Below are 25,456 nucleotides of genomic sequence, written 5' to 3'. Positions count from 1 at the left end.
CTTTCGATCTGACTAGCGGAGCAGCAGGTTGGGCTGCAGGAGGTACTTGTAGTTGTCTGCGCCCGGCTGGTCCTTGGAGGACTGGCTCGTGACGAGCACGGGTCCCGGCTTGTTCGGGTTCTCGGTCTTCGTGAACGAGATCCGCACGAACTCCGAGTGCACCGCGCCGAGGCCGTCGAGTAGGAAGGCCGGCTTGAGCGACACGACGGTGTCGCCGCCGTTGAGATGCGCGTCGATGGTCTCGGAGGCCTGGGCCTGCTCGGAGCCGATCGCCTCGAGGGTCACTCCGTCGATCGTGAAGGTGAAGCGCAGGGCCGCCTCGCGCTCGAGCACGAGGGAGACCCGACGCACCGCCTCGATGAGCTCCGCTGTGTTGATCACCGCATAATTGTCGACAGTCTCGGGAAACAGGCGCTTGACGGGAGGGAAATTGCCCTTGATGAGCAGGGACGTCACGGTCTTGCGATCCGCACGGAAGGCGATCAGCTCCCGATCGTCGGTGCTCGTGATGGCCACAGAGATCGTGCCGCTGTGACCGAAGGTCTTGGCGATTTCCTGCAGGGTGCGGGCCGGAACGAGCGCCGTGAGCGTCTCGGTGCTGGCGACGTCGCCGGAATCCCACTCGATCTCGCGCACGGCGACCCGATACCGGTCGGTTGCGACGAGCGTGAGGCTGTTGTTCGACACCTCGAGCTGCACTCCGGTGATCACCGGAGTGACATCATCACGGGATGCGGCGACGGCAACCTGGGACACCGCGGTGGCGAAGGCATCGGCGGGGAGCAGGCCGGTCTGCTCCGAGATCTGCGGGAGGGTGGGATATTCCTCGACCGGCATGCTCAGAAGCGTGAAGGTGGCGCTGCCGCAGGTGACCGTGATTCGACCCTCGATCGTGGAAAACTGCACCGGGGCGTTCGGAAGCCGGCTGGCGATGTCGGCGAGCAGACGCCCTGAGACCAGGATCTTGCCTGGCTCCTCGATGTCGGCCGCGATCTCGGTCTGGGCGGACACCTCGTAGTCGAATGACGAAAGTTTGAGCCCGGTGTCGATCGTCTCGATGAGCACACCACTCAGAATCGGGAGGGTCGTGCGCTGGGGAAGAAGCTTGACGGCAAAGGAAACGGCCTCGCTGAAGACGTCACGATTGACTTGGAACTTCATGCCCACCCCTGTCGATATGAAAGTTGCTCCGGGAGGTTAATACTGGCACAGCCGCTGTGCGCTCGAGTCCCAAGGGTTATCTCCCCCAACAGTGAATTAATTAAAGGATTAACACTCTTAACCGCTGTGGGAACTGTGCATAACTTGTGCGGACCCAACGGTCGGCGGGGAACTACAACCGTGTGAGTTGTGGGGAGCCTGTGAAAATTGTTGTGATTCGTCGGAGACGAAGCGCGTCTGAAGGACGCAGTTTCCACAGGGCGTCGCTTGAATCACACAACGGTGTCGGGGTCTATCCACAGTTATCCACAGGTTATGCACACTGTGGGTTGTGGGTTGTGCGTTGTGTGAAGGTGGGCCCGCACTGCACAGGTCGGGTGGGCGCCCGTTGTCGACTCTGTGTCCCGCCCTCGGGGCGCAGTGCTGACACGAGAGGCGCAGTGCTGACACGAGAGGCATAGTGGCCCGGGTGACGCCGTGTGCGGGCGGTGCCTGGCACGTATGTGCGCCGGTGGAGGGCTTGCGGGGCACCCGTGCCGATCAGATCTTGCTCAGATCTTGCTGTAGCGGTGATTCTGCTTGATCCGGCTGGTGAGCTCGGTGACCTGGTTGTAGATGGAGCGACGCTCCTTCATGAGCTCACTGATCTTCTTGTTCGCGTACATCACCGTGGTGTGGTCGCGGTTGCCGAACAACTGGCCGATCTTCGGCAGGGAGAGATTTGTCATTTCCCGGCAGAGGTACATCGCGATCTGTCGTGCCGTGGCCACCGCCTGAGAGCGGGATGAGCCATAGAGGTCGTCGACGGTGAGTTTGAAGTACTCCGCGGTGTGGTTGATGATGTCGACCGGCGCGATCACATTGTCGTCGTCGAGGGTGATGAGGTCCTTGAGTACGGTCTGCACCAGGGCGAGGTCCACCGGCGTGCGGTTGAGGCTCGCGAAGGCGGTGACCCGGATGAGGGTGCCCTCGAGCTCGCGGATGTTGGACGACACCTTGGTGGCCATGTATTCGAGGATCTCGGCACTCACCTGGAGCTTCTCGCTCTGGGCCTTCTTGCGCAGGATGGCGATGCGGGTCTCGAGGTCGGGTGCCTGAACATCTGTGATCAGTCCCCACTCGAAGCGGGAGCGCATCCGGTCCTCGAACCCGGTGAGGGCCTTCGGTGGCAGGTCGCTGGTGATCACCACCTGCTTGTTGTGGTCGTGCAGCGTGTTGAACGTGTGGAAGAAGGCCTCCTGGGTCTCCACCGCACGCTGCAGGAACTGGATGTCGTCGATGAGCAGAATGTCGATCTCGCGATACCGGGATTGGAAGACCGATGCCCGGTTATTGGCGATCGAGTTGATGAAGTCGTTGGTGAACTCCTCGGAACTCACGTAGCGCACGCGGATTCCCGGATACAGGCTCTCCGCGTAGTGACCGATGGCGTGCAGGAGGTGGGTCTTACCGAGGCCGGAGTCCCCATAGATGAAGAGCGGGTTGTAGGCCTTGGCCGGAGCCTCTGCAACGGCGACCGCCGCGGCGTGGGCGAATCGGTTTGAGCCGCCGATAACGAATTTGTCGAAGTTGTATTTCGGGTTGAGCCGCGAGTCCGCCCGACGGGAATTGGTGCCTATCGACTCCGAGAGCGGGGCGGGCGGGGCCACCTGTTCGATGTATGGCTGCTCGACGGCGGACGGGCTCGGCTCGCCGAGGGCGTCGTGCGCGATCTCGGGATTCACCACGATTGCGAAATTGCTCACCGAGTGGTCTTCGTCGAGGCCGGTGATGGCATTGAGGAGCGGAAGCCGGATCCGCTGCTCCAGCATCCCGCGGGTGAGGTCGTTCGGAACCTCGAGGTAGAGGGTGCCGGCCATCACGCCCCTGGGCTCGACCAGACTCAGGAAACCCTGCAATTGCGGGGTTATTCTCTCGTCGTCGCGAAGGCTGGACAGCACAGATGCCCAGATTTCCCTGGTCGGATCCGCAATGTCAGCCATGTTCCCCTCGCTGTTGTTGAGTAAGTTACTCACAGGGTTATCCACCGACTGTGCAGTCCCACCACCTTAGTTTGTGACGGCATGTCGCTGCCACGCCCCCTTTCACTGTATGTGGATAATGCGGCTGGTAGCCTCAGGGTTTGACCGCAGCGCTTTAAGACCGTATTTTTAATCAGTTGACTTCAGCCTGATGGCTAACCTTCACTTCCTTGGCTTCCACTGCTCACTATTGCGAGCTGGCCTCGCGGAGTCCCAATACGTGGAGAAATAACAATCATGAGCAAGAGAACTTTTCAGCCCAACAACCGGCGTCGCGCGAAGGTCCACGGATTCCGCCTGCGGATGCGCACCCGCGCCGGCCGTGCCATCCTCGGTGCGCGTCGCCGCAAGGGACGCACCGAACTCTCCGCGTAGCCTTCGCTCGTGTTGGCCAAAGCCAACCGGCTGGTGACGGCCGACGACTATCGACGTCTTGTGCGTCGGGGTCGCCGGATCACCACGGAGCATGCGGTGGTCTATCTGGCGCGAGCCGATAGCGCGAGCGCTCCCCGGTTTGGCTTCATCGTGGCCAAGTCGGTGGGAGTCGCGGTGAAGCGGAACCTCGTGCGCCGTCGCCTCAAGGCGCTCAGCTTCGAAGCGCTCGATCGCCTTGCTCCTGGGACGGAGATTGTGATTCGAGCGTTGCCAGGCGCAGCGCAGGCTAGCTGGGCTAATCTTCGTTCTGAGATTTCGGAAGCATTGGGCGGGGGCGAGACACGGAGGTGAATCGAATCCTGGCTTTTCTGCTGCTTCTCCCCCGCAACGCGAGTGTTCTCATCCTGAGGGTCTATCGTGCGGTGATCTCCCCACTGTACGGCGACGTCTGCCGGTACTACCCCTCCTGCTCGGCCTACACGCTGGGCGCGATCCAGAAGTATGGCGTGATCAAGGGCAGCTGGCTCGGTGCCCGGAGGATCGCCCGCTGTCACCCCTGGGCCGCCGGCGGCGTGGATGACGTGCCGGAGCCTGCGGTTCAGAAGTACGCGGTAACGCGGTTTGGTTTTGTTACTACTCACGGCCATGGAAAGGGCTGACCTAGAAAAATGCCCGAGTTTATTGCCGTACTCCTCTGGCCCATCAAGTGGGTCGTCGAGCTGTTGCTCGTGTCCTGGCACGCCTTCTGGACGTTCCTCGGCCTGAACCCCGACGCGGGCTTCACCTGGGTGTTGTCGATCGTGGGCCTGGTGCTCGTGATCCGTGCAGCCCTCATCCCGATCTTCGTGCGCCAGATCAAGAGCCAGCGCCGCATGCTCGAGGTCGCCCCGCACCTCAAGAAGATCCAGGACAAGTACAAGGGCAAGAAGGACCAGTTCTCCCGCGAGGCCATGTCCCGCGAGACGATGGAGCTCTACAAGAAGACCGGCACCAACCCGCTGAGCTCCTGTCTGCCGCTGCTCTTGCAGATGCCCATCTTCTTCAGCCTCTTCTCGGTATTGAGTTCTGCTCAAAATTATGACAAGACGCACCAGGCCGGCGTGGGGCTCCTCACCGGCCCGTTGGCCAAGTCGTTCGGCGAGTCATCGCTGTTCGGAGTAGCCCCGCTGAAGCTCGCGATCAGCACCGCCGACGGCAACGTCGCCGTGATCGTCATCGCCGTGATCATGGTGATCCTGATGACGGGCTCCCAGTTCATCACTCAGCTTCAGATCATGTCTAAGAACCAGTCGGCCGAGATGAAGGCCAGCCCGATGTTCAAGCAGCAGCGCATCCTGCTGTACCTGCTCCCCCTCGTGTTCGCGTTCTCCGGCTTCACCTTCCCGCTCGGCGTGATGTTCTACTGGCTCGTCTCGAACTTCTGGACGATGGGCCAGCAGTTTCTCGTGATCCGCAACATGCCCACCCCGGGCAGCGAGGCAGCACTGGCTCGGGAGACCCGGATCGCCCGTAAGGCCCAGCGCCGTGGGTTCACGCTGGTAGAGGACTCCCCCGAGCAGATCGAAGAGCCGCGGCAGACGCAGCGGGTTCAGCCGGTGAATGCGAAGAATCGCAAGAAGAAGCCAGGCGCCAAGAAGTAGTGCGCGCACCCTCCAGCATCCTCAAGAAAGAGAGCAGTCACGTGGCAGAGACGACCCATGACGTAGAGAACGAGACTCCGGTCCCCGCGAGCGACGGGGCCGTTGCCACGGAAGCCGCTGTCGATGAGGGCGCCGGTCGTTCGGTCACCCAGCTCGAGGAGGAAGGCGAGATCGCCGCCGACTACATCGAGGAGCTGCTCGACATCACCGATCTGGATGGCGACATCGACATCGACGCCCGCGATGGCCGGGCGTATCTCTCTGTCAACTCGAGCCAGGACAGCAACCTGCGACTGTTGTCCAAGCCAGAGACGGTGAATGCGCTCCAGGAACTCACCCGCATCGCGGTGCAGGCGAAGACCGGCGTGTTCTCCCGGCTGATCCTGGACGTCGGCGGCTCGAGGCAGGCCAGGGAGGCCGAGCTCTCGCTGCTCGTCGATCGCGCAGCCGATCGCATCGAGGGCGGCGCCGAATCGGCAGCCCTTCCACCCATGTCGTCCTACGAGCGCAAACTCGTGCACGATCTGGTCGCAGCCAAGGGTCTCGCGTCCGCGTCGGAGGGTGAGGGTTCCGATCGCCACACCGTCATCTCCCACGCGTAGTTTCACGTGAAACATCGACGTGGCTGAGTCGTCGCCCGAGCTCGAACCAGAGCCTCACGCTGCCGGCGAGCTCTTTGGTGATCGAATCGAGTTGGCTCGCGCCTACACCCGGCACCTCGCCGACCGCGGCGAGGAACTCGGGCTGATCGGTCCGCTGGAGATTCCCCGGTTGTGGACCAGGCACGTGCTGAACAGCGCCTTGCTCGCTCCCCTGCTGGGGCCGGGTCGAGTCGGCGACATCGGCAGTGGTGCCGGGCTTCCCGGCCTCGTGCTGGCGATCGCACGTCCCGATGTGCAGCTCATCCTCATCGAGCCGATGGAGCGCCGGGTGGAGTGGCTCCTGCGGGAGACGGCTGAGCTTGGATTGGACAACGTCGAGGTCGTGCGAGCCCGCGCCGAGGAGGCGAGGCTGAGGCCCTGGCTCGACCAGGCCACCGCGCGCGCGGTGAGCGCCCTCTCCAAACTCATTCCGCTCACCGTGCCCCTCGTTCGCTCCGGGGGCGAGCTGCTCTTCCTCAAGGGGGCCAGCGTCACAGCCGAAGTCGATGCGGCGGCAAAGGCCATTCGAAAGGCGAGGCTCACCGATGTGGAGGTCCTGACACTCGGAGAGGGCCTCGTAACCGAGGTGACCCGGGTATTTCGGGCTAGAGTTGATTGATCGATCCCGCGCGGCGTGCTTCGTGGTGCGAGTCGTCTTGGCGGCCGCACAACGTGAGTCGAGCGTGACGGATGGTCGGGCACAGCCTCGGTGTGCCGGACCATCTGCTCACCATCGCCCCACCTCCCCAGCCAAGAAGGTTTCACGTGAAACATCCTGAACCCACCGAGGTCAATTCTGTCGGAGCGTTCGACGACACCCCGTTGGCTCGGGAATTGTCCGAGATCACCAGGCGCAAGCTTGCGCTGGCCGCCCAGCGGCTTCCATTGCCGTCGAAGACCCGGGTTCTCACCGTCGCGAACCAAAAAGGGGGAGTGGGCAAGACCACCACCACCGTCAATCTCGCGGCGGCGCTCGCGCGCAGCGGTGCGCGCGTGCTGGTGATAGACCTCGATCCCCAGGGCAACGCCTCCACCGCCCTCGGCATCGAACACCGTTCGGAGACGATCAGCGTTTACGACGTGATCATCGGTGACGTCCCCATGGCCGGTGTCGTGCAGAAAAGCCCGGAATTCGAGTCTCTCTACTGCCTCCCGGCAACGATTCACCTCGCCGGCGCGGAGATCGAGCTCGTCTCGCTGGTGGCTCGTGAACAACGGCTGCACACCGCGCTCGACCAATTCCTCGCAGAGAGCCCTGATCTCTTCCACTACGTCTTCATCGACTGCCCGCCGTCGCTCGGGTTGCTCACCATCAATGCCTTCGTCGCGGCCCAGGAGGTGCTGATTCCCATCCAGTGCGAGTACTACGCGCTTGAGGGACTCAGCCAGTTGCTCAATAACATCAAGCTGATCGAACGACACCTTAATCCGGTGCTTACCGTGTCCACGATCCTGCTGACGATGTACGACTCCCGCACGAATCTCGCGAACCAGGTTGCCCAGGACGTGCGGGACCACTTTCCCGACCAGGTTCTCAACACGCTCATCCCGCGTTCGGTGCGCATTTCGGAGGCGCCGAGCTATGGTCAGACCGTAATCAGTTACGACACCAACTCCACCGGCTCGCTCTCCTACCTCGAGGCGGCCGCCGAAATCGCACGACGAGGGGCACCGCAGTAATGGCCGCACCAAAAAGAACCGGACTGGGCCGAGGGATCGGCGCGCTCATCCCCACGGACGAGGGCAGCCCAGCGCGACCGGTGGATGTGTTCTTCCCCACGAGCAGGCCCGAGCCCGAGGGCCTCGTCGCGGTGCCGGGCGCGCGTCTCGCGAACATCGCTCCGAGCGACATCGTGCCGAACGCCGCCCAGCCGCGCAAGGACTTCATCAAGGAGGATCTGGACGAACTCGTCGCCTCGATTCGTGAAGTCGGTGTGCTCCAGCCGATCGTGGTGCGCCCGATCGTCGGCGCGACCGCCACTGGCCCGCACTACGAACTCGTCATGGGCGAGCGTCGCCTTCGCGCGAGCAAGCAACTGGGGCTCGAGACGATTCCCGCGGTGGTCAAGAACACCGCCGACGAGGCAATGCTCCGGGATGCGCTGCTCGAGAACCTGCACCGGGCCAACCTCAACCCGCTCGAGGAGGCATCGGCCTACCAACAGCTCCTCGCGGACTTCGGAATCACCCAGGACCAGCTCGCCACACGGATCGGGCGTTCACGGCCGCAGATCACCAACACCATCCGCCTGTTGCGACTGCCGATCTCCGTGCAGAATCGCGTCGCGGCCGGTGTACTGAGCGCCGGGCACGCCCGCGCCATCCTCTCGGCCGGGGACCACGCCACCATGGAGCGCCTGGCGGACAAGATCGTGAACGAGGACCTGTCCGTGCGCGCGACCGAATCTGCCGCGGGACTCGTCACCACCAAGCCGGCTCGTCCGGCTCGCCCGAGTGCGGGCCGGCGCCAGGGTCAGTTGGACGAGATCGCCGAGCGCCTCGGAGATCGACTCAACACCCGGGTGAAGGTGAACCTCGGAGCGACGAAGGGAACGATCGTGATCGACTTCGCGACCGTGGCCGACCTGAACCGCATTCTTGCCGAACTCAACGAACCGGGATTCGGCTAGGCCCGACTCCCGCCGAGACCGGTTGTGGCCTGGGCGCGGCTCTCGCCGATGGCCGCCTCGGCGAGAGCCGAGTAGACCCAGCCCAGATCGTGGCCGGCGGCCTCGAGGGCCTGGGGCAGCAGCGAGGTCTCGGTGAGCCCGGGAAGAACATTGGCCTCGAGGAACCAGGGGACACCCTCCTCGTCCACGATCAGGTCGACGCGAGAGAGGTGTCGCAGGCCGAGCGTGCGGTGGGCGAGCAACGCCGCCTCCGCCGCGCGTGCGGTCTCCTCCGGCCCCAGCCGGGCGGGCGTGAAGAACCGGGTTTCGCCCGCGTTGTAGCGCGCTTCGAAACTATAAACCCCTGATAGGGGCTGTATTTCCACCGCGGGGAGGGCCACCGGGCCGTCGCCGCTGTCGATGATGCCGATCGCGATCTCGGTGCCGATGATGCGCTTCTCGATCAGCGCAACATCGCAATAGGTGTACGCGTCAACCATCGCCCGAGGCAGGTTGGCGCGATCATCGACGAGGGTCACGCCCTGGGCCGAGCCGCCCTGCGCGGGCTTGACCACGACCGGTACCGGCAGTTCGTGCGACAGGCAGTCCAGCACACTCTGAGCGCCGAGTTCACGGAAGGCGTCCCTCGAGAGGGCGATGGACTTGGGCGTCGCCACGCCGGCCCGGTCGACCAGCACCTTGGCTGTCGGCTTGTCCCAGGCGAGGCGCGCCGCACCCGAATTGGAGCCGACGTAGGGGATGCCGATGAAATCGAGCAGGCCCCGCAGGGCGCCGTCTTCCCCGCTGGCACCGTGCAGGGCGGGCCAGACCACGTCAGGCCTCGTGTCGGCGAGGTAAGCGAGGAGCGTGGCGTCAGGATCGCGCAGCTCCACGGTGATGCCGTGTTCGGCGAGGCTGTCGGCGACCCGGCGCCCAGAGCGCAGGGAGACATCCCGCTCGTGGGAGATGCCACCGGCGAGCACCACCACGGTGCGCGGGGAAGACTCGTTCATTTCGTCGCTCTCTTCACTGGTCACGGCCCGCCTGCCGGCTAATCGGTGTTGGGCGGCGGGCTCACGATGCCCTGTTTGAGCGGAATCGTGGCGAGCGGGGTGGTCTGGGAGAACGTGTTGAGCAGGTCGATCTCCCCGTTGATCACGGTGGCCAGCCGCCGGATCCCCTCGCGAATGAAGTCGGGGGTCGGGTAACAGAACGACAGGCGGATGTTGTTGCGCCCGTTGCCGTCCGCGTAGAAGGCCGTGCCCGGCGTGTAGGCAACCAGCTCCTTCACCGCGCGCGGGAGCATGGCCTTCGAGTCGAGGTGGGACGGGAGGGTCGCCCAGACGTAGAACCCGCCGTTCGGCACCGTCCAGGTGAGCTGGGGCAGGTACTCGGCGAGGGCACCGAGCATCGCGTCGCGACGATCCCGATAGATTCCCCTGAAGGTATTTATCTGCTCTTTCCAGTCGGCGGTGTTGAGGTACTCCGTGATCATCAACTGGCTGAAGGAGCTGGGGGAGAGCACGGCGGCCTCGTTGGCGAGAATGAGCTTCTCGCGGATCGCGTGCGGAGCCAGCGCCCAGCCCACCCGAAAGCCCGGTGCGAGCGTCTTCGAGAAGGTGCCGAGGTAGATCACGCCGTCTTCCTCCACCGAGCGCATCGCCTGGGGCGGCGGGGAATCGAAGTAAAGCAACCCGTAGGGGTTGTCTTCGAGCACGAGAATGTCGTTCGAGCGGCAGATTTCGAGGATTTCGAGCCGACGTTCCCAGCTGAGCGTCACCCCGGCCGGATTACTGAAGGTCGGAACCGTATAGAGAAACTTGATCGGCTTGCCCGCCGCCCTCAGCCGGGTGATCGCCTCGCGCAGGGCGTCGGGGATCAGTCCGTGCTCGTCCATGGGCACGTGCTGGATGTCGGCCTGGAAGGAGTTGAAGACCACCATCGCGGTCACGTAGCTCGGCCCTTCGGCGAGCACGACATCCCCGGGGTTGATGAAGAGCTTCGTCACCAGTTCGAGGGCGTGCTGGGAGCCGGTGGTGACAACGACGTCATCCACGCTCGCCCGGATGCCCTCGAGCGCCATGATCTCGAGAATGTGCTCCCGGAGCGCCGGCACGCCCTGGCCGGAGCCATACTGCAGCGCCTGCGGACCCTCGTCCCGCATCATCCGCTCGAAGGCGCCGGCGATGAGCTCGCTCGGAAGCGCGGAGACGAACGGCATGCCGCCAGCCAGCGAGACCACCTCGGGGCGTGATGCCACAGCGAACAGGGCGCGCACCTCCGAGGCACTGAGGCCGGCCGTGCGGTCCGCGTACAGGTCGTACCACGGGTCGAGGTTGGTTCCGGCGCCGGGCAGGCCGGCATCGCGTTGGGTCGCGTGGTGGGGCGACGTGCCGTGGCTGGTCATCTGGGATCCCGGTTGTGCGAAGAAGTGGAGAAGCTTAAACAATAGTCGGTGGTGTCTGGGCCACCCCCTCGACGCCGCCCCAGAACGAAACGCAACGCAAAAAAGGGCCCGCCCACTGTGTGTGGACGGGCCCTGGAATCGTGCGGGCTACGAGAGCTAGAGGACTACTACTTGAGCCACTCGGCGAAGTCGGCCTCGAGCGCGGGCTTCGGCTTGGCGCCGATGACGCTCTTGACGACCTCGCCACCCTTGAACAGCTTCATGGCCGGGATCGAGGTGATCTGGTACTTCGCGGCGATCTCCATGTTGTCGTCCACGTTCACCTTGACGAGCTGGATCTTATCCGCGTGCTCTGAGGCGATCTGGTCGAGGATCGGGCTGACCGCGCGACACGGGCCACACCATTCGGCCCAGAAGTCCACAAGCACGAGCTTGTCAGAGTCTAGGACGTCGGCCTGGAAGCTGGCGTCGGTCACATCTTTGGCAGTGGACATCGGTTTCTCTCTTTTCGCTTGGATCGGCTCTAGGCCGATACGGTTTCCGGCTCAGGCAAGGCGGTCGCCCTGGCAAGCAGCTCCTTGGGAATGGACGCGAGGTAGTGCTCGGCGTCGAGGGCGGCGACGGTGCCCGAACCGGCGGCCGTGACGGCCTGACGGTAGGTGGGGTCGAGAACGTCGCCCGCGGCGAAGACGCCGGGAATGTTGGTGCGTGAACTGCGGCCCTCGACGGCGATCGTGCCGTCCGCGTTCATGTCCAGCTGGCCGTGCACGAGGTGGGTGCGCGGGTCGGCGCCGATCGCGACGAAGAGTCCGCTGACATCCAGGGTCGTCTCCGAACCGTCTGTCGTGTCGACGAGGCCGAGGCCGGTCACCGCGCCGTCGCCGTAAATGTGCTCGACGGTCTTGTTGAAGACGAACTCGATCTTGGGATTCTCGAAGGCGCGATCCTGCATCGTCTTGGAGGCGCGCAGCGTCTGGCTACGGTGGATCACGGAGACCTTGTCCGCGAACTTCGTGAGGAAGGTCGCCTCCTCCATCGCTGAGTCGCCGCCGCCGACGACCGCGATGTTCTTCTTGCGGAAGAAGAACCCGTCGCAGGTGGCACACCAGGAGACGCCGTGGCCGCTCAGGCGCTCTTCATCCTCGAGGCCGAGCTTGCGATAGGCCGATCCGGTGGCGAAAATCACGGTGAGGGCCTCGTGCACGTCCCCGTTGCCGAGGGTGACCCTCTTCACGTCGCCGCGCAGTTCGAGCGACGTGACGTCGTCGAGCACGATCTCGGTGCCGAATCGTTCGGCCTGGGCCTGGAACGCGGCCATGAGGTCCGGACCCTGGATGCCATCCGGGAAGCCCGGGTAGTTCTCCACCTCGGTGGTCTTCATGAGCTCGCCCCCCGCCTCGACAGAACTCGCGATGAGCAGCGGGTTCAGGTTGGCTCGCGCGGCGTAGATCGCGGCCGTGTAGCCGGCGGGACCGGAACCGATGATGATGGTCTGGCGCAACTGGAACATCTCCTTGCATGACGGTGGGCGCGGGCCTCTGCCCGCTCCACTTCCCGGTACAACACATCCTATTCGCACGATATTCCATGGCCCTGAAAGGCCGGCGGACCGCGTCAGGACCGGCCCCCGGGCGGCCGGATTCAGCGTCGTCGGCCGAATCGCGCGCTGACGACGCTCGTGACGGACGTGAGCTCCGGGTTGCGGAAGGCGAGGAGCAGGGCGAAATAGACGGCCCCCATCACGCCCGCGGCGATGACGATCGAGAGGAGCGCAGGGAAGACTCCGGACTGGGCGAAGCCGCGCGGGGAATAGCCGCCGAGAAGCGCGACCACCGCGACACCGACTGCCCCGGCCGCGAGCGAGAGCACGAGGTATTGCAGGTGCCGGCGCAGAACGAGGGCGCCGTCCATGCCCTTCAGCCGGCGACGAACCAGCACGATGGCCACGACGGCCTGCGCGCTACCGGCTATGGAGGTTACAGCCGCGATCCCCACGCCGATCCACGCGGTCGGGAGCAGTATGCAGAGCAGGGCGCCGATGACGAACAGCCCGGATTGCACGCACTGCATGAAGAAGGGCGTGCGCGTGTCACCGAGGGCGTAGAACACGCGCTGCAGCACGAACAGCATGCTGAAGAGGATGAGCCCAGGCAGGAAGGCGAGAATCACGTTCCCCATGCCGGTGACATCAGTGAATCCGGTGTTAGTGAAGACCCGGGCAAACGGATAGGCGACGACCGAGAGGCTCACCGCGGCGAAGACGATGAACAGCCCGATGCTGCGGAGCGAGGCGGAGAGGTCGTCGCGCATTCCACCGAGGTTGCCGTCCCTGGCGTGGCCGCTCATCCGGGTGAAGTACGCCGTCGCCACCGAGACCGCGATCACGGAATGCGGAAGCATGAAAATGAGCCACGAGTTCTGCAGCGCGAAGATCGACGCCCCGTGGTCGGAGGCGATGGAGGCCACCCGGCTCTGCACGATGCCCGCGAGTTGGGTGATGAGGATCATGCCGAACAGCCAGCCCGCGGCCTTGCCGGTGGCTCCGAGTCCCACCCCTCGCCAGCGGAAGTCCGGCCGGTAGCGCAGGCCGGCGCGCTTCCAGAACAGAAACAGTACGAGGGCCTGCGCAGCGACGGCGAGCGTGGTCGTGGAGCCGAGGAGGGTGATGCGGGCGGTGTCCCAGACCTCAACCGTGCTGTTCTGGTCGGCCGCCCCGAACGCGACCATGAAGATCGCGAGCCCGGCGATCGAGACGACGTTGTTGAGCACCGGCGCCCAGGTGAACGGGCCGAAGACCTGCCGGGCGTTGAGCACCTCGCTCAGCAGGCTGTAGAGCGCGTAGAAGAAGATCTGGGGCAGGCACCAGTAGGCGAAGGCCGTCGCGAGCGCGAGCGCCGCCGGGGTGAAGCCGCGGCCGGTGGTCGACTGCACGGCGTAGATGTTGACGAGCGCCGGGGCGGCGAGGGTAGCGGCGATCGTGACGACGGCGAAGACGACAATGCCAAGGGTGACCACGCGGTTGATGAATTGCTGGCCGCCGTCGGAGTGGGCCGCTGCACGCACGATCTGTGGCACGAGCACCGCGCTGAGCACACCGCCGGCGACGAGCGCGTAGATGTTGTTCGGTAGCTGGTTGCCCACGGCGAACGCGTTACCCGCCGCTCCGAGCGCGCCGATCGTGAGCGCGAGCACCGCCGCGCGCACGAACCCCAGCACGCGGGACACCACGGTTCCGGCCGCGAGGATCGCGCTGGCGCGCCCCAGCCCGGCGGGAGGCTCCGCGGCCTCGACGGAGTCGCTCACGAGGCTGGCGGCCCTGCGGCCGGCGTCTCTGCGGCTGGCGTCTCCGGGGCGCCGGCCGGGGCGGGGGTCTCGTCTGGCTCGTCGCCAGACTCGCCATCGCCGGCGGCCTCCTTGCCCTTGCGCCGCTTGCGGATGTTGCGCCAGATGCCGAACCCGAAGACGCCCACGACGAGGGCGGCGACGACCGCGGTGAACGCGGTCTCCCATCCGGCCTGCACCTCGACCCTGGTCTGCACCGGCGTGCCGATCGGGACATTGGTCGCGCTCGACAGCGTCGTGTCGATGAGAACCTCGCCGTTCGCCACCGACCTGATCGGCACGGACGCCTTGGCCTGCGAATTTGCCTCAATAGTGAGTTCCACTCGCGGTTCGAGAACCTCGAGGATGCCGGTGGGCGACCGCACGCCTACGTAGACGGTGACCGGCCACGGCAGCTTGTTGCTCACGGTCACCGGCAGCGGACTGTTCTGGGAGGTGAGAAACAGCGAGCTGCTCTCGGCAATGCTCACGGAATTGAGGATCGTGGTCGACCGGGTCAGGTACTTCGCGCTCGCAGCCGCCAGCCCGGAATCATCCGCGCTCCACGAGTTCGAGAGGAGTGCGAGGAGGCCGAGCCGGCGCTCGATGGTGAGCAAGGAGGGGTCGGCGAGCACCGAGGAGAAGTTACCGACCTGCGCCTCGGATGTCAGGAGGGCCTTGATCTGGGCCAGGCGTGCGGCGGGCACGGGCTTGGCGGTGACCGATGCGCTGATCGGCTCGCCGGCCGTGGCGATCGCCGCCACTGTAGAGGGTGTCGCCCAGGGCAGGGTGGCGAGCGCGTCCAGGGTCTGGGACAACCGCGGCTCGGTTCCCGTCACCGAGCGGCCCAGTGTCGCCAGCAGGGTGCGCGAGTCCGCCGGGCGTTCCCGGCCAACGACGGCGATCGACCCGGAGAGCCTCACCATCGCGTTCTCCCACGCAAGCTGCGAGGAGGCCCCGGCCGCCGACCGAAGCAGGGAGGAGAGCGTGTTGTCCGAGACGACGACGCGGTGCTTGTCGATCGTCGCCGCCGCGCTTGGCGCGTAGTTGACGGTGTATGACACGTTCGAGGAGTTCAGGATGGTGGTGGTGAGACCGAACGAGTCGAAGGCGTCCAGGTCGGCCTCCGCCACGGTGTCGTCGGCGGGCCAGCCGATCTTGTCGATCGTGTACGGCCAGGCGACGAGGCTCTCGGGCGTCGGCAGCGGACTCACCGGCTCTCCGGTGGGAGTGGGGGTCGGTGTCGGGCCGGCGGTGGGAGCGTCGGTCTGTGGCGACGGGGACGCGGTGGCGGCACCGGGGAACAGCGTCGGGTCGATCGGGAACCCGGTGGGCGTGAGAAGTCGCTTCGACCCGGCCTGGTTCGCGCCGGCGAGATCGGAGTCGGCGTAGCTGAGGGCGAAGGTGTCGTTGGGCGCGCCCTCGAGCCGGGACAGCCACGCCCTGGCGGACGGTGGAGCGGTGTCGCCCAGGATGCGGATGGAGGCGAGCAGCATCGGATCGATACCGATGGCGATATTGCGGCCGATGACCGCGTCGAGGTCGTGGGAGAGGATGCCGCCGATTCCGGTGTAACTGGCGAGCAGGTCGGCGGGGATGAGTCCTGTCGCCGGGTGGGGCACCGTCAGCGGAATTGCGACCGCAAGGCCGGTGGCCGAGACCGGACCGCCGGGTGCCCACACGATGTCGGTCCTGGCCTGGGCGACGACGCTGCCGCCGCTCCGCGCCGTCACGGCGACGGTGCGCGTGCCCCATGACGACTGCGCGCTCAGGCTCACAGCGGCCGCCGGCACCGTGATGACGACGGGAACCGAATGACCAGCGGGCACCTCGGGGGTGCCGGTCTCGAAGATCCGCGTGCCGAGCTTCTCATCGCCGAGAGTGGAGTCGGAGTCGTGCCAGCCGGCCAGATCGGTGCGCGACGAGATGGCGGTGCGATCGAGCGTCACGGTCGCGGTGCCGGCGGGGATCGCCTGGTCGCCGGAGTTGGTGATCGTGCCGCTGAGCACGAGATCCTGGCCCGGTGCGAGCGAGCCGAGCGCCGCAGGCGCGAACGACGCGGTTAACGCGGGAGGCTCGGCTGCATCCGCCGCCCCGGGCAGCACGACGGCGCCGATGGCCATGGCCAGCGCAATCAGGGAAGTGACTAGTCTCATAGGCGATTGGGGTCGGCACCACCAGAATTGCTCGGCCGTCCCCAAGTGATTCTAGGGTCTTCCACCTCGGCGCCGCCTGTGCCGGCCGACCACGCGCCGTGCGCGGCCGCTACTAGTCTGGGAGCCATGGAAAGCGTCGCCTCGGCAATTCAGCGGCTGTCGGACCTCGCTGACTCCCCGCACATTGCGCGCCTCGCGGCCGCCTTCGCCGCCCAGGGCTTCGAGCTGGCCCTCGTGGGCGGTCCGGTTCGCGACGCCTTTCTGGACCGCCCGCTCAACGACCTCGACTTCACGACCGACGCGCGCCCGGACGAGATCCTCCGCATCGTGAAGCCGATCTCCGACACCCACTGGGACATCGGGAGGGCCTTCGGCACCATCGGCGCGCGCATCGACGGCCACACCGTGGAGATCACGACCTACCGCAGCGACGCGTACGACGGTGAGACGCGCAAGCCCATCGTGGATTTCGGTGATTCGCTCGAGGGCGACCTGGTGCGCCGCGACTTCACCGTCAACGCCATGGCACTCAGGCTTCCGCAGAAGCAACTCGTCGATCCGTCCGGGGGGCTCGAGGACCTGGTCGCGCGGCGACTCACCACCCCCGGCACGCCGGAGCACTCATTCGGGGACGATCCGCTGCGCATGCTTCGGGCCGCCCGGTTCACCTCCCAGCTCGGATTCACGCTCGATGAGCCCACCCGCTCGGCCCTGTTCGCGCTCGCCAGCCGAATCTCGATCATCTCCGTCGAGCGCATCAATGATGAGATCAGCAAGCTGCTCTGCAGCCCGTCCCCGCGCGAGGGCCTGCACCTGCTCGTGGAGAGCGGTCTTGCGGCGATCGTGTTGCCGGAGCTACCGGCACTGCGGCTGGAGATCGACGAACACCACCATCACAAGGACGTCTACGAGCACAGCCTCACCGTGCTCGACCAGGCCATCGAGCTCGAGACCGAGCGCAACCCCGGCAAGGTCCCCGACCTCATCCTGCGTCTCGCCGCGCTGCTTCACGACATCGGCAAGCCGGCGACGAAGCGCACGGAGGCGGGCGGGGTGGTCACCTTCCACCACCACGACGTCGTCGGGTCGAAACTCGCAAAGAAGCGGTTGCGGGAGCTGCGCTACGACAACGAGACCGTCGCCGATGTCTCCCGGCTGATCGAACTGCACCTGAGGTTCTTCGGCTACACCGAGGGGGCCTGGACCGATTCGGCGGTGCGTCGGTACGTGCGGGATGCCGGGTCGCTGCTGGAGCGCCTGCACATTCTCACGAGGGCCGACGTGACCACCCGCAACCGCCGCAAAGCCGATCGGCTGTCGTTCGCCTACGACGACCTCGAGGAGCGCATCGTGACGCTCGGCCTCGAGGAGGAGCTCGCCGCGATCCGCCCAGACCTCGACGGGGAGCAGATCATGGAGATCCTGTCGCTCCCGCCTGGGCGCGAGGTCGGCGAGGCCTACCGCTTCCTGCTCGAGCTTCGACTCGAGGAGGGCCCGCTCGGCGCCGAGCGGGCCGCCGAACGCCTGCGCGCCTGGTGGGTATCCCGCTAGCCTCGCTCAGCCGTGCTCGCGGATGAACTGTTCGAGCAGTTCGCGAGCGACCGGGTCCGGGTGCTGCCGCGCCGGGCTCTTCATGAAGTACGCGGATGCCGCCTCGAGCGGGCCGCCGAGTCCGGCATCCAGGGCGATCTTTGCCGCACGGATCGCGTCGATCACGACCCCGGCGGAGTTGGGCGAGTCCCACACCTCGAGCTTGTACTCGAGGGTCGTCGGCGCGTTGCCGAAACCATGACCCTCCAGGCGCACGAAGGCGAGTTTGCGGTCGTCCAGCCACGGGATGTGGTCGCTCGGCCCGATGTGCACGTCGCGCTCGGGGAGCGTCACGTCGATGTTGCTCGTCACCGCCTGCGTCTTCGAGATCTTCTTCGACTCGAGACGCTTGCGCTCGAGCATGTTCTTGAAGTCCATGTTGCCGCCCACGTTCAGCTGGTACGTGCGGTCGAGCACGAGACCGCGCTCCTCGAACAGCCGGGCGAGCACGCGGTGGGTGATCGTGGCGCCGAGCTGGCTCTTGATGTCGTCCCCGACGATCGGGATGCCCGCCGCCTCGAACTTCGCGGCCCAGACCGGATCGCTCGCGATGAACACCGGGAGGGCGTTCACGAACGCGACGCCCGCATCCAGGGCCGCCTGGGCATAGTGCTTCGCGCCCTCCTCCGAGCCGACCGGGAGATAGCAGACGAGCACATCGGCACCGGAGTCGCGCAGGGCCTGCGCGACGTCGACGGCGGGGGCCCCGGATTCATCGATCACGTCCCGGTAATACTCGCCGAGCCCGTCGAGGGTCGGGCCGCGCTGCACGATCACGCCGGCCGGCGCGACATCGGCGAAACGCAGCGTGTTGTTCTCGCTCGCCCAGATCGCCTCGCAGAGATCCACTCCCACCTTGGCGGCGTCCACGTCGAACGCCGCGACGAACGAGATGTCGCCGATGCCATAGCGGCCGAAGCGGGTGTGCATGAGACCCGGGACCACCTGCGTTTCATCCGCGTCGGCGTAGAAGGTGACCCCCTGCACGAGCGCGTTCGCGCAATTACCGACTCCTGCGATGGCGACCTTGAGTGGCATGCGTGTAGTGCTCCTTGTTTCTTGCAGGGGGAACTGACTACACTAGGCAGGTTGTCCATTGCCTTTCGGCACGGCCAACGATGCCAAAACCCTCCTGTCACAGATCGTCTGTGGCCGTTCTAGTCCAAAGGAGGTGGGTTAGTTATGCATCAGTACGAACTAATGGTAATTCTCGATCCAGAGATCGATGAGCGCACCGTGGCCCCGAGCCTCGATAAGTTCCTCAACGTCATCCGTAACGATGGTGGAACCATCGACAAGGTTGATGTCTGGGGCCGTCGTCGCCTTGCTTACGAAATCAACAAGAAGTCCGAGGGCATCTACGCGGTCGTCGCGTTGACCGCCAACCCGGATGCGACCGTCGAACTCGACCGCCAGCTGAAGCTCAGCGAAGCGGTCATGCGCACCAAGGTGCTCCGCGCCGAGGAAGCGATCGCCCAGGTTGCCGAGGCCGCCAAGCTCTCCGCAGAGAAGGCCGCCCGCAAGGCCGCCGCCCCCGCGAAGGCCGGCGCTGCAGCAGGAACCGCCGCGAAGTCGGCTGAGGTCGCTTCCGCGACTCCTGCCACGAACGCTGCGCCTGCCGCCCCGGTCGCGCCTGCTGCGCCTGCCGCCCCCGCCGCGCCTGCCGCGACGAGCGCCGAGTAGCCATGGCCGGCGAAACCGTAATCACCGTGGTGGGTAACCTCACCAGCGACCCCGAACTGCGTTACACGCAGAACGGGCTGGCGGTTGCCAACTTCACCATCGCATCCACTCCCCGCAGTTTCGACCGGGCGAGCAATGACTGGAAAGACGGCGACGCGCTGTTCCTGCGCGCAAGCGTGTGGCGCGAGTTCGCCGAGCACGTTGCAGGTTCCCTCACCAAGGGTTCCCGCGTCGTGGCGACCGGTCGGCTCAAGCAGCGCTCGTACGAGACCAAAGAGGGCGAGAAGCGCACCAGCATCGAGCTCGAGGTCGACGAGATCGGCCCGAGCCTGCGCTACGCAACCGCGCAAGTCACCCGCACGTCGTCCTCTCGCGAGGGCGGCTCCGGCGGCGGTGGCGGCAACTCCGGTGGCGGTAACTCCGGCGGCGGACGCGGCCAGGTTGCAGACGAGCCGTGGGCGGCATCCGCCCCGAGCGAGCCTGCCGCCGGCGACGTCTGGAACACGCCGGGTAGCTACAGCGACGAAACCCCCTTCTAAACCTTCGGTCCCGAGAAGGGACTGGATCACACCTTTTTCAGAAAGCAGGAAACCATGGCTGGAAAGAGCAGCGGCGATCGCCGTAAGCCCCTCCGCACGATCAAGGGCGGCAAGAACGCCGCCCCGGCGAAGTCCATTCGCGTCGGCGTCATCGACTACAAGGATGTCGCCACCCTCCGCAAGTTCATCTCCGAGCGTGGAAAGATCCGTGCTCGCCGCATCACCGGTGTCTCCGTACAGGAGCAGCGCCTCATCGCCCGTGCCGTCAAGAACGCGCGCGAGATGGCACTGCTTCCCTACGCCGGCTCAGGCCGTTAAGGAGCCAGACAATGTCAAAGTTGATTCTCACGCACGAGGTCACCGGCCTCGGTGCACCCGGCGACGTCATCGATGTCAAGAACGGCTACGGCCGTAACTACCTCATCCCCCAGGGCTTCGCCGTCGCGTGGACGCGCGGTGGAGAGAAGCAGGTCGAATCGATCAAGGCAGCGCGCGTAGCCCGCGAGCACGCCACGATCGAGGAAGCCCTCGACCTCAAGGCCAAGCTCGAGGCGACGACCGTCAAGCTGACCGTCAAGGCCGGCGAGGGCGGACGCCTCTTCGGCTCGGTGAAGACGACCGACATCGCGGAGGCCGTTGCCGCCGCGGGACTCGGCAGCGTCGACAAGCGCAAGATCGAGATCTCGTCGGCGATCAAGCTGACGGGCCAGCACGAGGCGACTGTTCGCCTCCGTGACGACCTCGTGGCCACCATCACCCTCCAGGTCGTGGCAGCAAAGTAGCACCTCTTTCCCTCAGGGGGTAGCGGCAGGCGAGAGCCTGCTGCTACCCCCTTTTTGGGGGCCTTTTTCGAGTCGCTGCGGTTTCGTTTGTACACAGGATGAAGAAGAACGCACCAACCCTCAACCGCAACTGTAAACATGTTTCTACACACAGCATCAATCCACTAAAAATGCAGGTCAGAGTGTGTATAGCCAGCAAAAGTGGCGACTTACTCACAGGACTTTCCACAGTTTGCTCACATCGTCGTCGGCGTTTCGCGCCACTTGCGCACAGGGTTATGCACAGGGGCAGTTTGCCACCGGTGCCATGGGGTTCCTATGGTGTAGCAGGGCCATCGGGGAGGCCACAAGGAACCACAGGCTGGGCAGGAATTGTCGGTAGCGACCGGTAGAACTGGACCGACACACGAAGTCCTGGTAGTCCCGGTTTCCGGGCGCCTCTTGGCGCCCGGTCAGTGTTTTCGAAAGGTGTGAGATGTCGATCGCCCATTTGGGCCTCGCGGCCGACCAGCGGCAGTCAGGGCGCACTCCACCGCACGATCTGCTCGCCGAGCAGAGCGCCATCGGCGGCATGATGCTGAGCAAGGATGCCACGGCCGACGTGATCGAATCGGTGCGCGCCGTCGATTTCTACATCCCGAAGCACGAGATCATCTTCGACGCGATCCTGTCGCTGTACTCGCACGGCGAGCCGACCGACGCGATCGCCGTCACCGACGAGCTGACCAAGACCGGCGAACTCACCCGTGCGGGCGGCGCCGAATACCTGCACACGCTCACTGGCCTCGTGCCAACCGCCGCCAACGCCGGCTTCTACGCCACCATCGTTGCGGAGAAGGCCGTGCTTCGACGCCTCGTCGAGGCCGGAACGCGCATCGTGCAGATGGGTTACGCGAGCGAGGGCGAAGTCGTCGACCTCGTCAACAATGCCCAGGCCGAGATCTACGGGGTCACTGGCGGGGTCGAAGCCGAGGACTTCATTCCGCTCACCATCGCCGTCACGACCGCGATCGACGAGATCGAGGCCGCCAAGGGCCGCGACGGCTCGATGACCGGCGTGCCCACCGGGTTTGCCGAGCTCGACGAGCTCACCAACGGGCTGCACCCGGGCCAGCTGATCATTGTCGCGGCGCGCCCGGCGCTCGGAAAGTCGACCCTCGCGCTCGACTTCGCCCGGGCGGCATCCATCAAGCACGACATGCCGTCGATCATCTTCTCGCTGGAAATGGGCCGCTCGGAGATCGCGATGCGCCTGCTCTCCGCCGAGGCCTCGGTTCCCCTGCAGAACATGCGTAAGGGCACAGTGGACACGCGCGACTGGACCACGATCGCCTCCACGCGCGGCCGCATCAACGACGCGCCGCTCTACATCGACGACAGTCCGAACATGACCCTCGTCGAGATCCGGGCCAAGTGCCGCCGGCTCAAGCAGAAGGTCGGCCTCAAGATGGTGATCATCGACTACCTGCAGCTCATGACATCCGGCAAGCGGGTTGAGTCGCGCCAGCAGGAGGTGAGCGAGTTTTCCCGTGCGCTCAAGCTGCTGGCGAAGGAGCTGCAGGTGCCCGTGATCGCGCTCTCCCAGCTCAACCGTGGCCCGGAGCAGCGGGCAGACAAGATGCCGGCCCTCTCCGACCTTCGAGAGAGCGGATCGCTCGAGCAGGATGCGGACATGGTGATCCTCCTGCACCGAGAGAGCGCGTACGAGAAGGACAACCCACGCGCCGGAGAGGCCGATCTCATCGTGGCGAAGCACCGCAACGGGCCGACCCGCACCGTCACAGTGGCCTTCCAGGGCCACTTCTCACGCTTCCAGGACATGGCGGGCGCGTAACCGCCGGCTCCCACCGGTTGTCGATGCCGGGGAGCGTAAACTAGCCTCTCCTTGCCCACCGAGAAAGAGGTCACGTGGCGCCCCAGCTGCCCAACGCCGCCCAGCGTGCCGCGTACTGGCCGGTGCCGATCGCGCGTGCGATTCCGGCGGCCGCCCTCGCCCTCGTCATCACCTTCTCCGCCGACCACTCCGCGCGGTTCGGCCTCGTCGTGTTCGGCATCTTCGGCATCGTCGGCGGCCTCGTCGTCGCGGCGGCGGCACTGCTGAGGCTCGCCGACTCGGGGGTGCGTGCGTTCTTCATCGCCCAGGGGGCCGTCACCGCCGTCTCCGGGCTGCTCTCCCTCCTCGTGAACGGCGGGGGCGTCCAGTACCTCTTCCTCATCCTCACCGTCTTCGCGGCGATCACCGGATTCCTCGAGCTGTACAGCGGGTTGCGCACGCGGCGTCGGTTCGTCGCATCCGGCGACTGGGTCACGGCCGGAGCCTTCACGGCCGTCGTCGCGGTGGTCTTCGTGCTCATCCCACCGGGGTACAGCCAGCGATTCACGGGCCCGGATGGCGTGGCCCGGGTGCTCGACTCCTCGGTCGTGGTCGTCGGCCTGCTCGGCGCGTACGCCGCGATACTTGCCGTGTACCTGCTGATCGCCGGGCTCTCCGCCAAGTGGGGAACGCAATCGGGCCCAGCAGCAGAACAAGCCAAGCCGTTACCGGCGGAGAGAGAGACCTCGGCGTGACAACTCCCAGCCGTCAGGACCGCCTGAAGCCGCTCGAATTCATCGTGCTGTCCGCGATCATCTCCGTGTTCATCGGCCTGGTCGTGCTGTTGAGCACTCGCCAGCCGGTGCTCTCTCTCGTCTTCTTTGGCATCGCCTTCATCGTGACGCTCGTGACGATCGCCATGCTGTCGCTCGCGGTGAAGCCGGACGAGGCAGAGAAGATCGACCTCGGCGAGCAGGACAAGGGACACTAGTGTCCTGCGCCTTAAGTTCCTTAAAGATGTTGTAAAATATGGGGTATGCCGCGAACGGGACGTCCCAAGACTGAGTTGGTGTTGAGTGACGAGGAGCGGGAGACGTTGTTGCGCTGGTCGCGTCGGGCGAAGTCTTCCCAAGCGTTAGCGTTGCGGTCTCGGATCGTGTTGGCGTGTGCTGACGGGGTCGACAACAAAGCGGTCGCAGGGCAGCTGGGCTGCTCGGCAGTGACGGTAGGTAAATGGCGGGGCCGGTTTGTCCAGTCCGGCCTGGACGGTCTGGACGACGAGCCGCGTGCGGGGCGCCCGCCGACGATCACGGCCGATCAGGTGGAGCAGGTGGTCGTGGCAACTCTGGAGTCGACGCCGAAGAATGCGACCCAGTGGTCGAGGGCGAAGATGGCCGACCGCAGTGGACTGTCGAGGTCAACGATCGGGCGGATCTGGAAGGCGTTTGAGCTGCAGCCGCACCGGGAGGACGGGCTCACGCTCTCCAACGATCCGCAGTTCGTGGAAAAGGTCTACGACGTGATCGGTTTGTATCTGAACCAGCTCGAGGCGGCCGTTGTCTATTGCGTGGACGAGAAGTCCCAGGTGCAGGCGTTGGCACGCTCCCAGCCGGCGTTTCCGATGATGCCCGGCATGCCCGAGAAGCGCACGCACGACTATCTGCGCCACGGCACGACGAGCCTGTTCGCCGCGTTCAACACCGCCGATGGCACCGTCATATCCAGCATTCACCGCCGGCACCGGGCGATCGAGTTCAAGAAGTTCCTGGCCAAGATCGACACCGAGGTCCCCGACGGATTGGAAGTTCACCTGGTCTGCGATAACTACAGCACCCACAAAGCCCCCAGCATCGTCAAGTGGCTTGAAGCGCACCCCCGATTCCACATGCACTTCGCCCCAACGTATTCCTCGTGGATCAACCAGGTCGAACGGTTCTTCGCCTACGTCATCGCCGATCTCCTCCAACGCTCGGACCACCGCAGCGTCCAGGCCCTCGAGTCCGACATTCGCAACTGGGTCAAGGGATGGAACGAAAACCCGAAGCCGTTCATCTGGACCAAGACCGCGGAACAGATCCTCGACAGATGCCGCGAATTGGTGTTACGCTGCGAAAGCGGGTAACCGGATAAAAGCTCAGGAGCGCGCTTGCGCTTCAGCCAACGGCGCCTCGCGGCCGGGGGGTTCTCATGCGGATACAAGCACGCTTCAGTTTTATCGCCATTGTTGCTGTACTACTCACGATAGGCATGGCGGGGCCTGCATCGGCCGACCCGACGGGTGCAACGATCACCATCCAGGGAGGCGTCCTGTCGATGACCGTGCCTGCCGACGCCGGCAATCTCGGAACCCGGGCGAATACCGTGGCCGGGGAAACCATCACGGGATCGCTCGGGGTGGTGAAGGTCAACGACGCGCGCAGCGCCGTCGCCGGATCCGGCTGGATCGTGAGCGTCATCTCCACAGCGTTTACGCCGCCGGCCGGACCCGCGATCGCGGCCAGCGCCGTCGGATACAGCGCAGGCACGATCGACAAGGTCGGCACGGCGACCTACACCGCGAATGATCCCGCGAACCTGACCGGTGTCGTTCCGGCGGTCACCGCGACCGGTATCACCGGGGATAATTCCGCGACCTGGAATCCGACGATCACCGTGGCCGTTCCGGGAGGCATGGCCGCCGGAGTCTACTCCGCGACGATCACACACTCGCTCCTGTAG

Annotated in this window: 26 protein-coding genes and 1 pseudogene; 18 read left to right on the top strand and 9 right to left on the bottom strand. The window is 65.4% G+C overall.

Annotation, left to right across the window (positions count from 1 at the left end; genetic code table 11):
* Window positions 1-12: 12 nt before the first annotated feature.
* Window positions 13-1,161, bottom strand: coding sequence for a DNA polymerase III subunit beta (gene dnaN, locus VIM54_RS09055; RefSeq protein WP_331900694.1), 1,149 nt, complete (start codon window positions 1,159-1,161; stop codon window positions 13-15).
* 551 nt (window positions 1,162-1,712) lie between these two features.
* On the bottom strand, window positions 1,713-3,143 hold the full coding sequence (gene dnaA, locus VIM54_RS09050; RefSeq protein ID WP_331900692.1) for a chromosomal replication initiator protein DnaA: 1,431 nt from the start codon (window positions 3,141-3,143) through the stop codon (window positions 1,713-1,715).
* A gap of 276 nt (window positions 3,144-3,419) precedes the next feature.
* On the opposite strand from dnaA, the gene rpmH reads away from it, so the two are divergent.
* The 8 genes from rpmH (at window position 3,420) to VIM54_RS09010 (ending at window position 8,468) form a co-directional block, all read left to right on the top strand.
* A complete protein-coding gene (rpmH, locus tag VIM54_RS09045; RefSeq protein ID WP_010204566.1) occupies window positions 3,420-3,557 on the top strand; it encodes a 50S ribosomal protein L34 in 138 nt (45 codons plus the stop codon).
* 9 nt (window positions 3,558-3,566) lie between these two features.
* Window positions 3,567-3,908 carry a ribonuclease P protein component gene (gene rnpA, locus VIM54_RS09040; RefSeq protein ID WP_331900658.1) on the top strand — a complete coding sequence of 114 codons (342 nt, stop codon included), beginning with the start codon at window positions 3,567-3,569 and terminating at the stop codon, window positions 3,906-3,908.
* Window positions 3,905-4,216, top strand: a complete 312-nt coding sequence (gene yidD, locus VIM54_RS09035; protein WP_331900656.1) for a membrane protein insertion efficiency factor YidD — start codon at window positions 3,905-3,907, stop codon at window positions 4,214-4,216. The genes rnpA and yidD overlap by 4 nt, the downstream gene beginning before the upstream one ends.
* A 9-nt stretch (window positions 4,217-4,225) precedes the next feature.
* The gene (yidC, locus tag VIM54_RS09030) at window positions 4,226-5,197 is read left to right on the top strand and encodes a membrane protein insertase YidC (protein WP_331900655.1); all 972 of its coding nucleotides are present in this window, start codon (window positions 4,226-4,228) and stop codon (window positions 5,195-5,197) included.
* 41 nt (window positions 5,198-5,238) lie between these two features.
* Window positions 5,239-5,799, top strand: coding sequence for a protein jag (locus VIM54_RS09025; RefSeq protein WP_331900654.1), 561 nt, complete (start codon window positions 5,239-5,241; stop codon window positions 5,797-5,799).
* A 19-nt stretch (window positions 5,800-5,818) separates the two neighbouring features.
* A complete protein-coding gene (gene rsmG / locus VIM54_RS09020; protein WP_331900653.1) occupies window positions 5,819-6,457 on the top strand; it encodes a 16S rRNA (guanine(527)-N(7))-methyltransferase RsmG in 639 nt (212 codons plus the stop codon).
* A 146-nt stretch (window positions 6,458-6,603) separates the two neighbouring features.
* Window positions 6,604-7,518, top strand: a complete 915-nt coding sequence (locus VIM54_RS09015; RefSeq protein WP_331900652.1) for a ParA family protein — start codon at window positions 6,604-6,606, stop codon at window positions 7,516-7,518.
* Complete coding sequence (locus tag VIM54_RS09010) at window positions 7,518-8,468, top strand: ParB/RepB/Spo0J family partition protein (protein ID WP_331900650.1); 951 nt, start codon at window positions 7,518-7,520, stop codon at window positions 8,466-8,468. Before VIM54_RS09015 ends, VIM54_RS09010 begins: the two co-directional genes overlap by 1 nt.
* Here the strand turns inward: VIM54_RS09010 and VIM54_RS09005 are convergent.
* The 6 genes from VIM54_RS09005 to VIM54_RS08980 form a co-directional block, all read right to left on the bottom strand.
* On the bottom strand, window positions 8,465-9,460 hold the full coding sequence (locus VIM54_RS09005) for a D-alanine--D-alanine ligase (protein WP_331900648.1): 996 nt from the start codon (window positions 9,458-9,460) through the stop codon (window positions 8,465-8,467). The genes VIM54_RS09010 and VIM54_RS09005 overlap by 4 nt on opposite strands.
* Before the next feature lie 38 nt (window positions 9,461-9,498).
* Window positions 9,499-10,854 (bottom strand): PLP-dependent aminotransferase family protein, encoded by a 1,356-nt coding sequence (locus VIM54_RS09000; protein ID WP_331900647.1) that lies wholly within the window; start codon window positions 10,852-10,854, stop codon window positions 9,499-9,501.
* A gap of 167 nt (window positions 10,855-11,021) precedes the next feature.
* Window positions 11,022-11,348 carry a thioredoxin gene (gene trxA / locus VIM54_RS08995; protein WP_331900645.1) on the bottom strand — a complete coding sequence of 109 codons (327 nt, stop codon included), beginning with the start codon at window positions 11,346-11,348 and terminating at the stop codon, window positions 11,022-11,024.
* 29 nt (window positions 11,349-11,377) lie between these two features.
* Complete coding sequence (trxB, locus tag VIM54_RS08990) at window positions 11,378-12,355, bottom strand: thioredoxin-disulfide reductase (protein WP_331900712.1); 978 nt, start codon at window positions 12,353-12,355, stop codon at window positions 11,378-11,380.
* Window positions 12,356-12,495: 140 nt separating this feature from the next.
* A complete protein-coding gene (gene murJ, locus VIM54_RS08985) occupies window positions 12,496-14,157 on the bottom strand; it encodes a murein biosynthesis integral membrane protein MurJ (protein WP_331900643.1) in 1,662 nt (553 codons plus the stop codon).
* Complete coding sequence (locus VIM54_RS08980; RefSeq protein WP_331900642.1) at window positions 14,154-16,331, bottom strand: DUF6049 family protein; 2,178 nt, start codon at window positions 16,329-16,331, stop codon at window positions 14,154-14,156. The genes murJ and VIM54_RS08980 overlap by 4 nt, the downstream gene beginning before the upstream one ends.
* Window positions 16,332-16,457: 126 nt before the next feature.
* Here VIM54_RS08980 and VIM54_RS08975 point away from each other — a divergent pair, with 126 nt between their 5' ends.
* Window positions 16,458-17,882, top strand: a complete 1,425-nt coding sequence (locus VIM54_RS08975) for a CCA tRNA nucleotidyltransferase (protein WP_331900640.1) — start codon at window positions 16,458-16,460, stop codon at window positions 17,880-17,882.
* A 6-nt stretch (window positions 17,883-17,888) separates the two neighbouring features.
* On the opposite strand, the gene VIM54_RS08970 is transcribed toward VIM54_RS08975, so the two are convergent.
* The gene (locus VIM54_RS08970) at window positions 17,889-18,959 is read right to left on the bottom strand and encodes an inositol-3-phosphate synthase (protein ID WP_331900638.1); all 1,071 of its coding nucleotides are present in this window, start codon (window positions 18,957-18,959) and stop codon (window positions 17,889-17,891) included.
* A gap of 144 nt (window positions 18,960-19,103) precedes the next feature.
* Between VIM54_RS08970 and rpsF the strand changes: the two are divergent.
* The 9 genes and pseudogenes from rpsF to VIM54_RS08925 all read left to right on the top strand — a co-directional run.
* Window positions 19,104-19,466: pseudogene (gene rpsF, locus VIM54_RS08965) on the top strand (30S ribosomal protein S6); the annotation flags it as partial.
* A gap of 140 nt (window positions 19,467-19,606) precedes the next feature.
* Window positions 19,607-20,143 carry a single-stranded DNA-binding protein gene (locus VIM54_RS08960; RefSeq protein ID WP_331900636.1) on the top strand — a complete coding sequence of 179 codons (537 nt, stop codon included), beginning with the start codon at window positions 19,607-19,609 and terminating at the stop codon, window positions 20,141-20,143.
* 54 nt (window positions 20,144-20,197) lie between these two features.
* The gene (gene rpsR, locus VIM54_RS08955) at window positions 20,198-20,461 is read left to right on the top strand and encodes a 30S ribosomal protein S18 (RefSeq protein WP_147784281.1); all 264 of its coding nucleotides are present in this window, start codon (window positions 20,198-20,200) and stop codon (window positions 20,459-20,461) included.
* A gap of 11 nt (window positions 20,462-20,472) precedes the next feature.
* The gene (gene rplI, locus VIM54_RS08950) at window positions 20,473-20,925 is read left to right on the top strand and encodes a 50S ribosomal protein L9 (protein ID WP_147784280.1); all 453 of its coding nucleotides are present in this window, start codon (window positions 20,473-20,475) and stop codon (window positions 20,923-20,925) included.
* A 475-nt stretch (window positions 20,926-21,400) separates the two neighbouring features.
* On the top strand, window positions 21,401-22,759 hold the full coding sequence (dnaB, locus tag VIM54_RS08945; protein ID WP_331900635.1) for a replicative DNA helicase: 1,359 nt from the start codon (window positions 21,401-21,403) through the stop codon (window positions 22,757-22,759).
* 74 nt (window positions 22,760-22,833) lie between these two features.
* The gene (locus tag VIM54_RS08940) at window positions 22,834-23,493 is read left to right on the top strand and encodes a hypothetical protein (RefSeq protein WP_331900633.1); all 660 of its coding nucleotides are present in this window, start codon (window positions 22,834-22,836) and stop codon (window positions 23,491-23,493) included.
* Window positions 23,490-23,729 (top strand): hypothetical protein, encoded by a 240-nt coding sequence (locus VIM54_RS08935; RefSeq protein WP_331900631.1) that lies wholly within the window; start codon window positions 23,490-23,492, stop codon window positions 23,727-23,729. The genes VIM54_RS08940 and VIM54_RS08935 overlap by 4 nt, the downstream gene beginning before the upstream one ends.
* Before the next feature lie 45 nt (window positions 23,730-23,774).
* A complete protein-coding gene (locus VIM54_RS08930) occupies window positions 23,775-24,860 on the top strand; it encodes an IS630 family transposase (protein ID WP_331900629.1) in 1,086 nt (361 codons plus the stop codon).
* A 125-nt stretch (window positions 24,861-24,985) separates the two neighbouring features.
* On the top strand, window positions 24,986-25,456 hold the full coding sequence (locus VIM54_RS08925) for a hypothetical protein (protein WP_331900627.1): 471 nt from the start codon (window positions 24,986-24,988) through the stop codon (window positions 25,454-25,456).

Source organism: Lacisediminihabitans sp., assembly GCF_036569425.1.
Taxonomy (GTDB): Bacteria; Actinomycetota; Actinomycetes; order Actinomycetales; family Microbacteriaceae; genus Lacisediminihabitans.
This window is presented reverse-complemented; position numbering and strand designations above follow the sequence as displayed.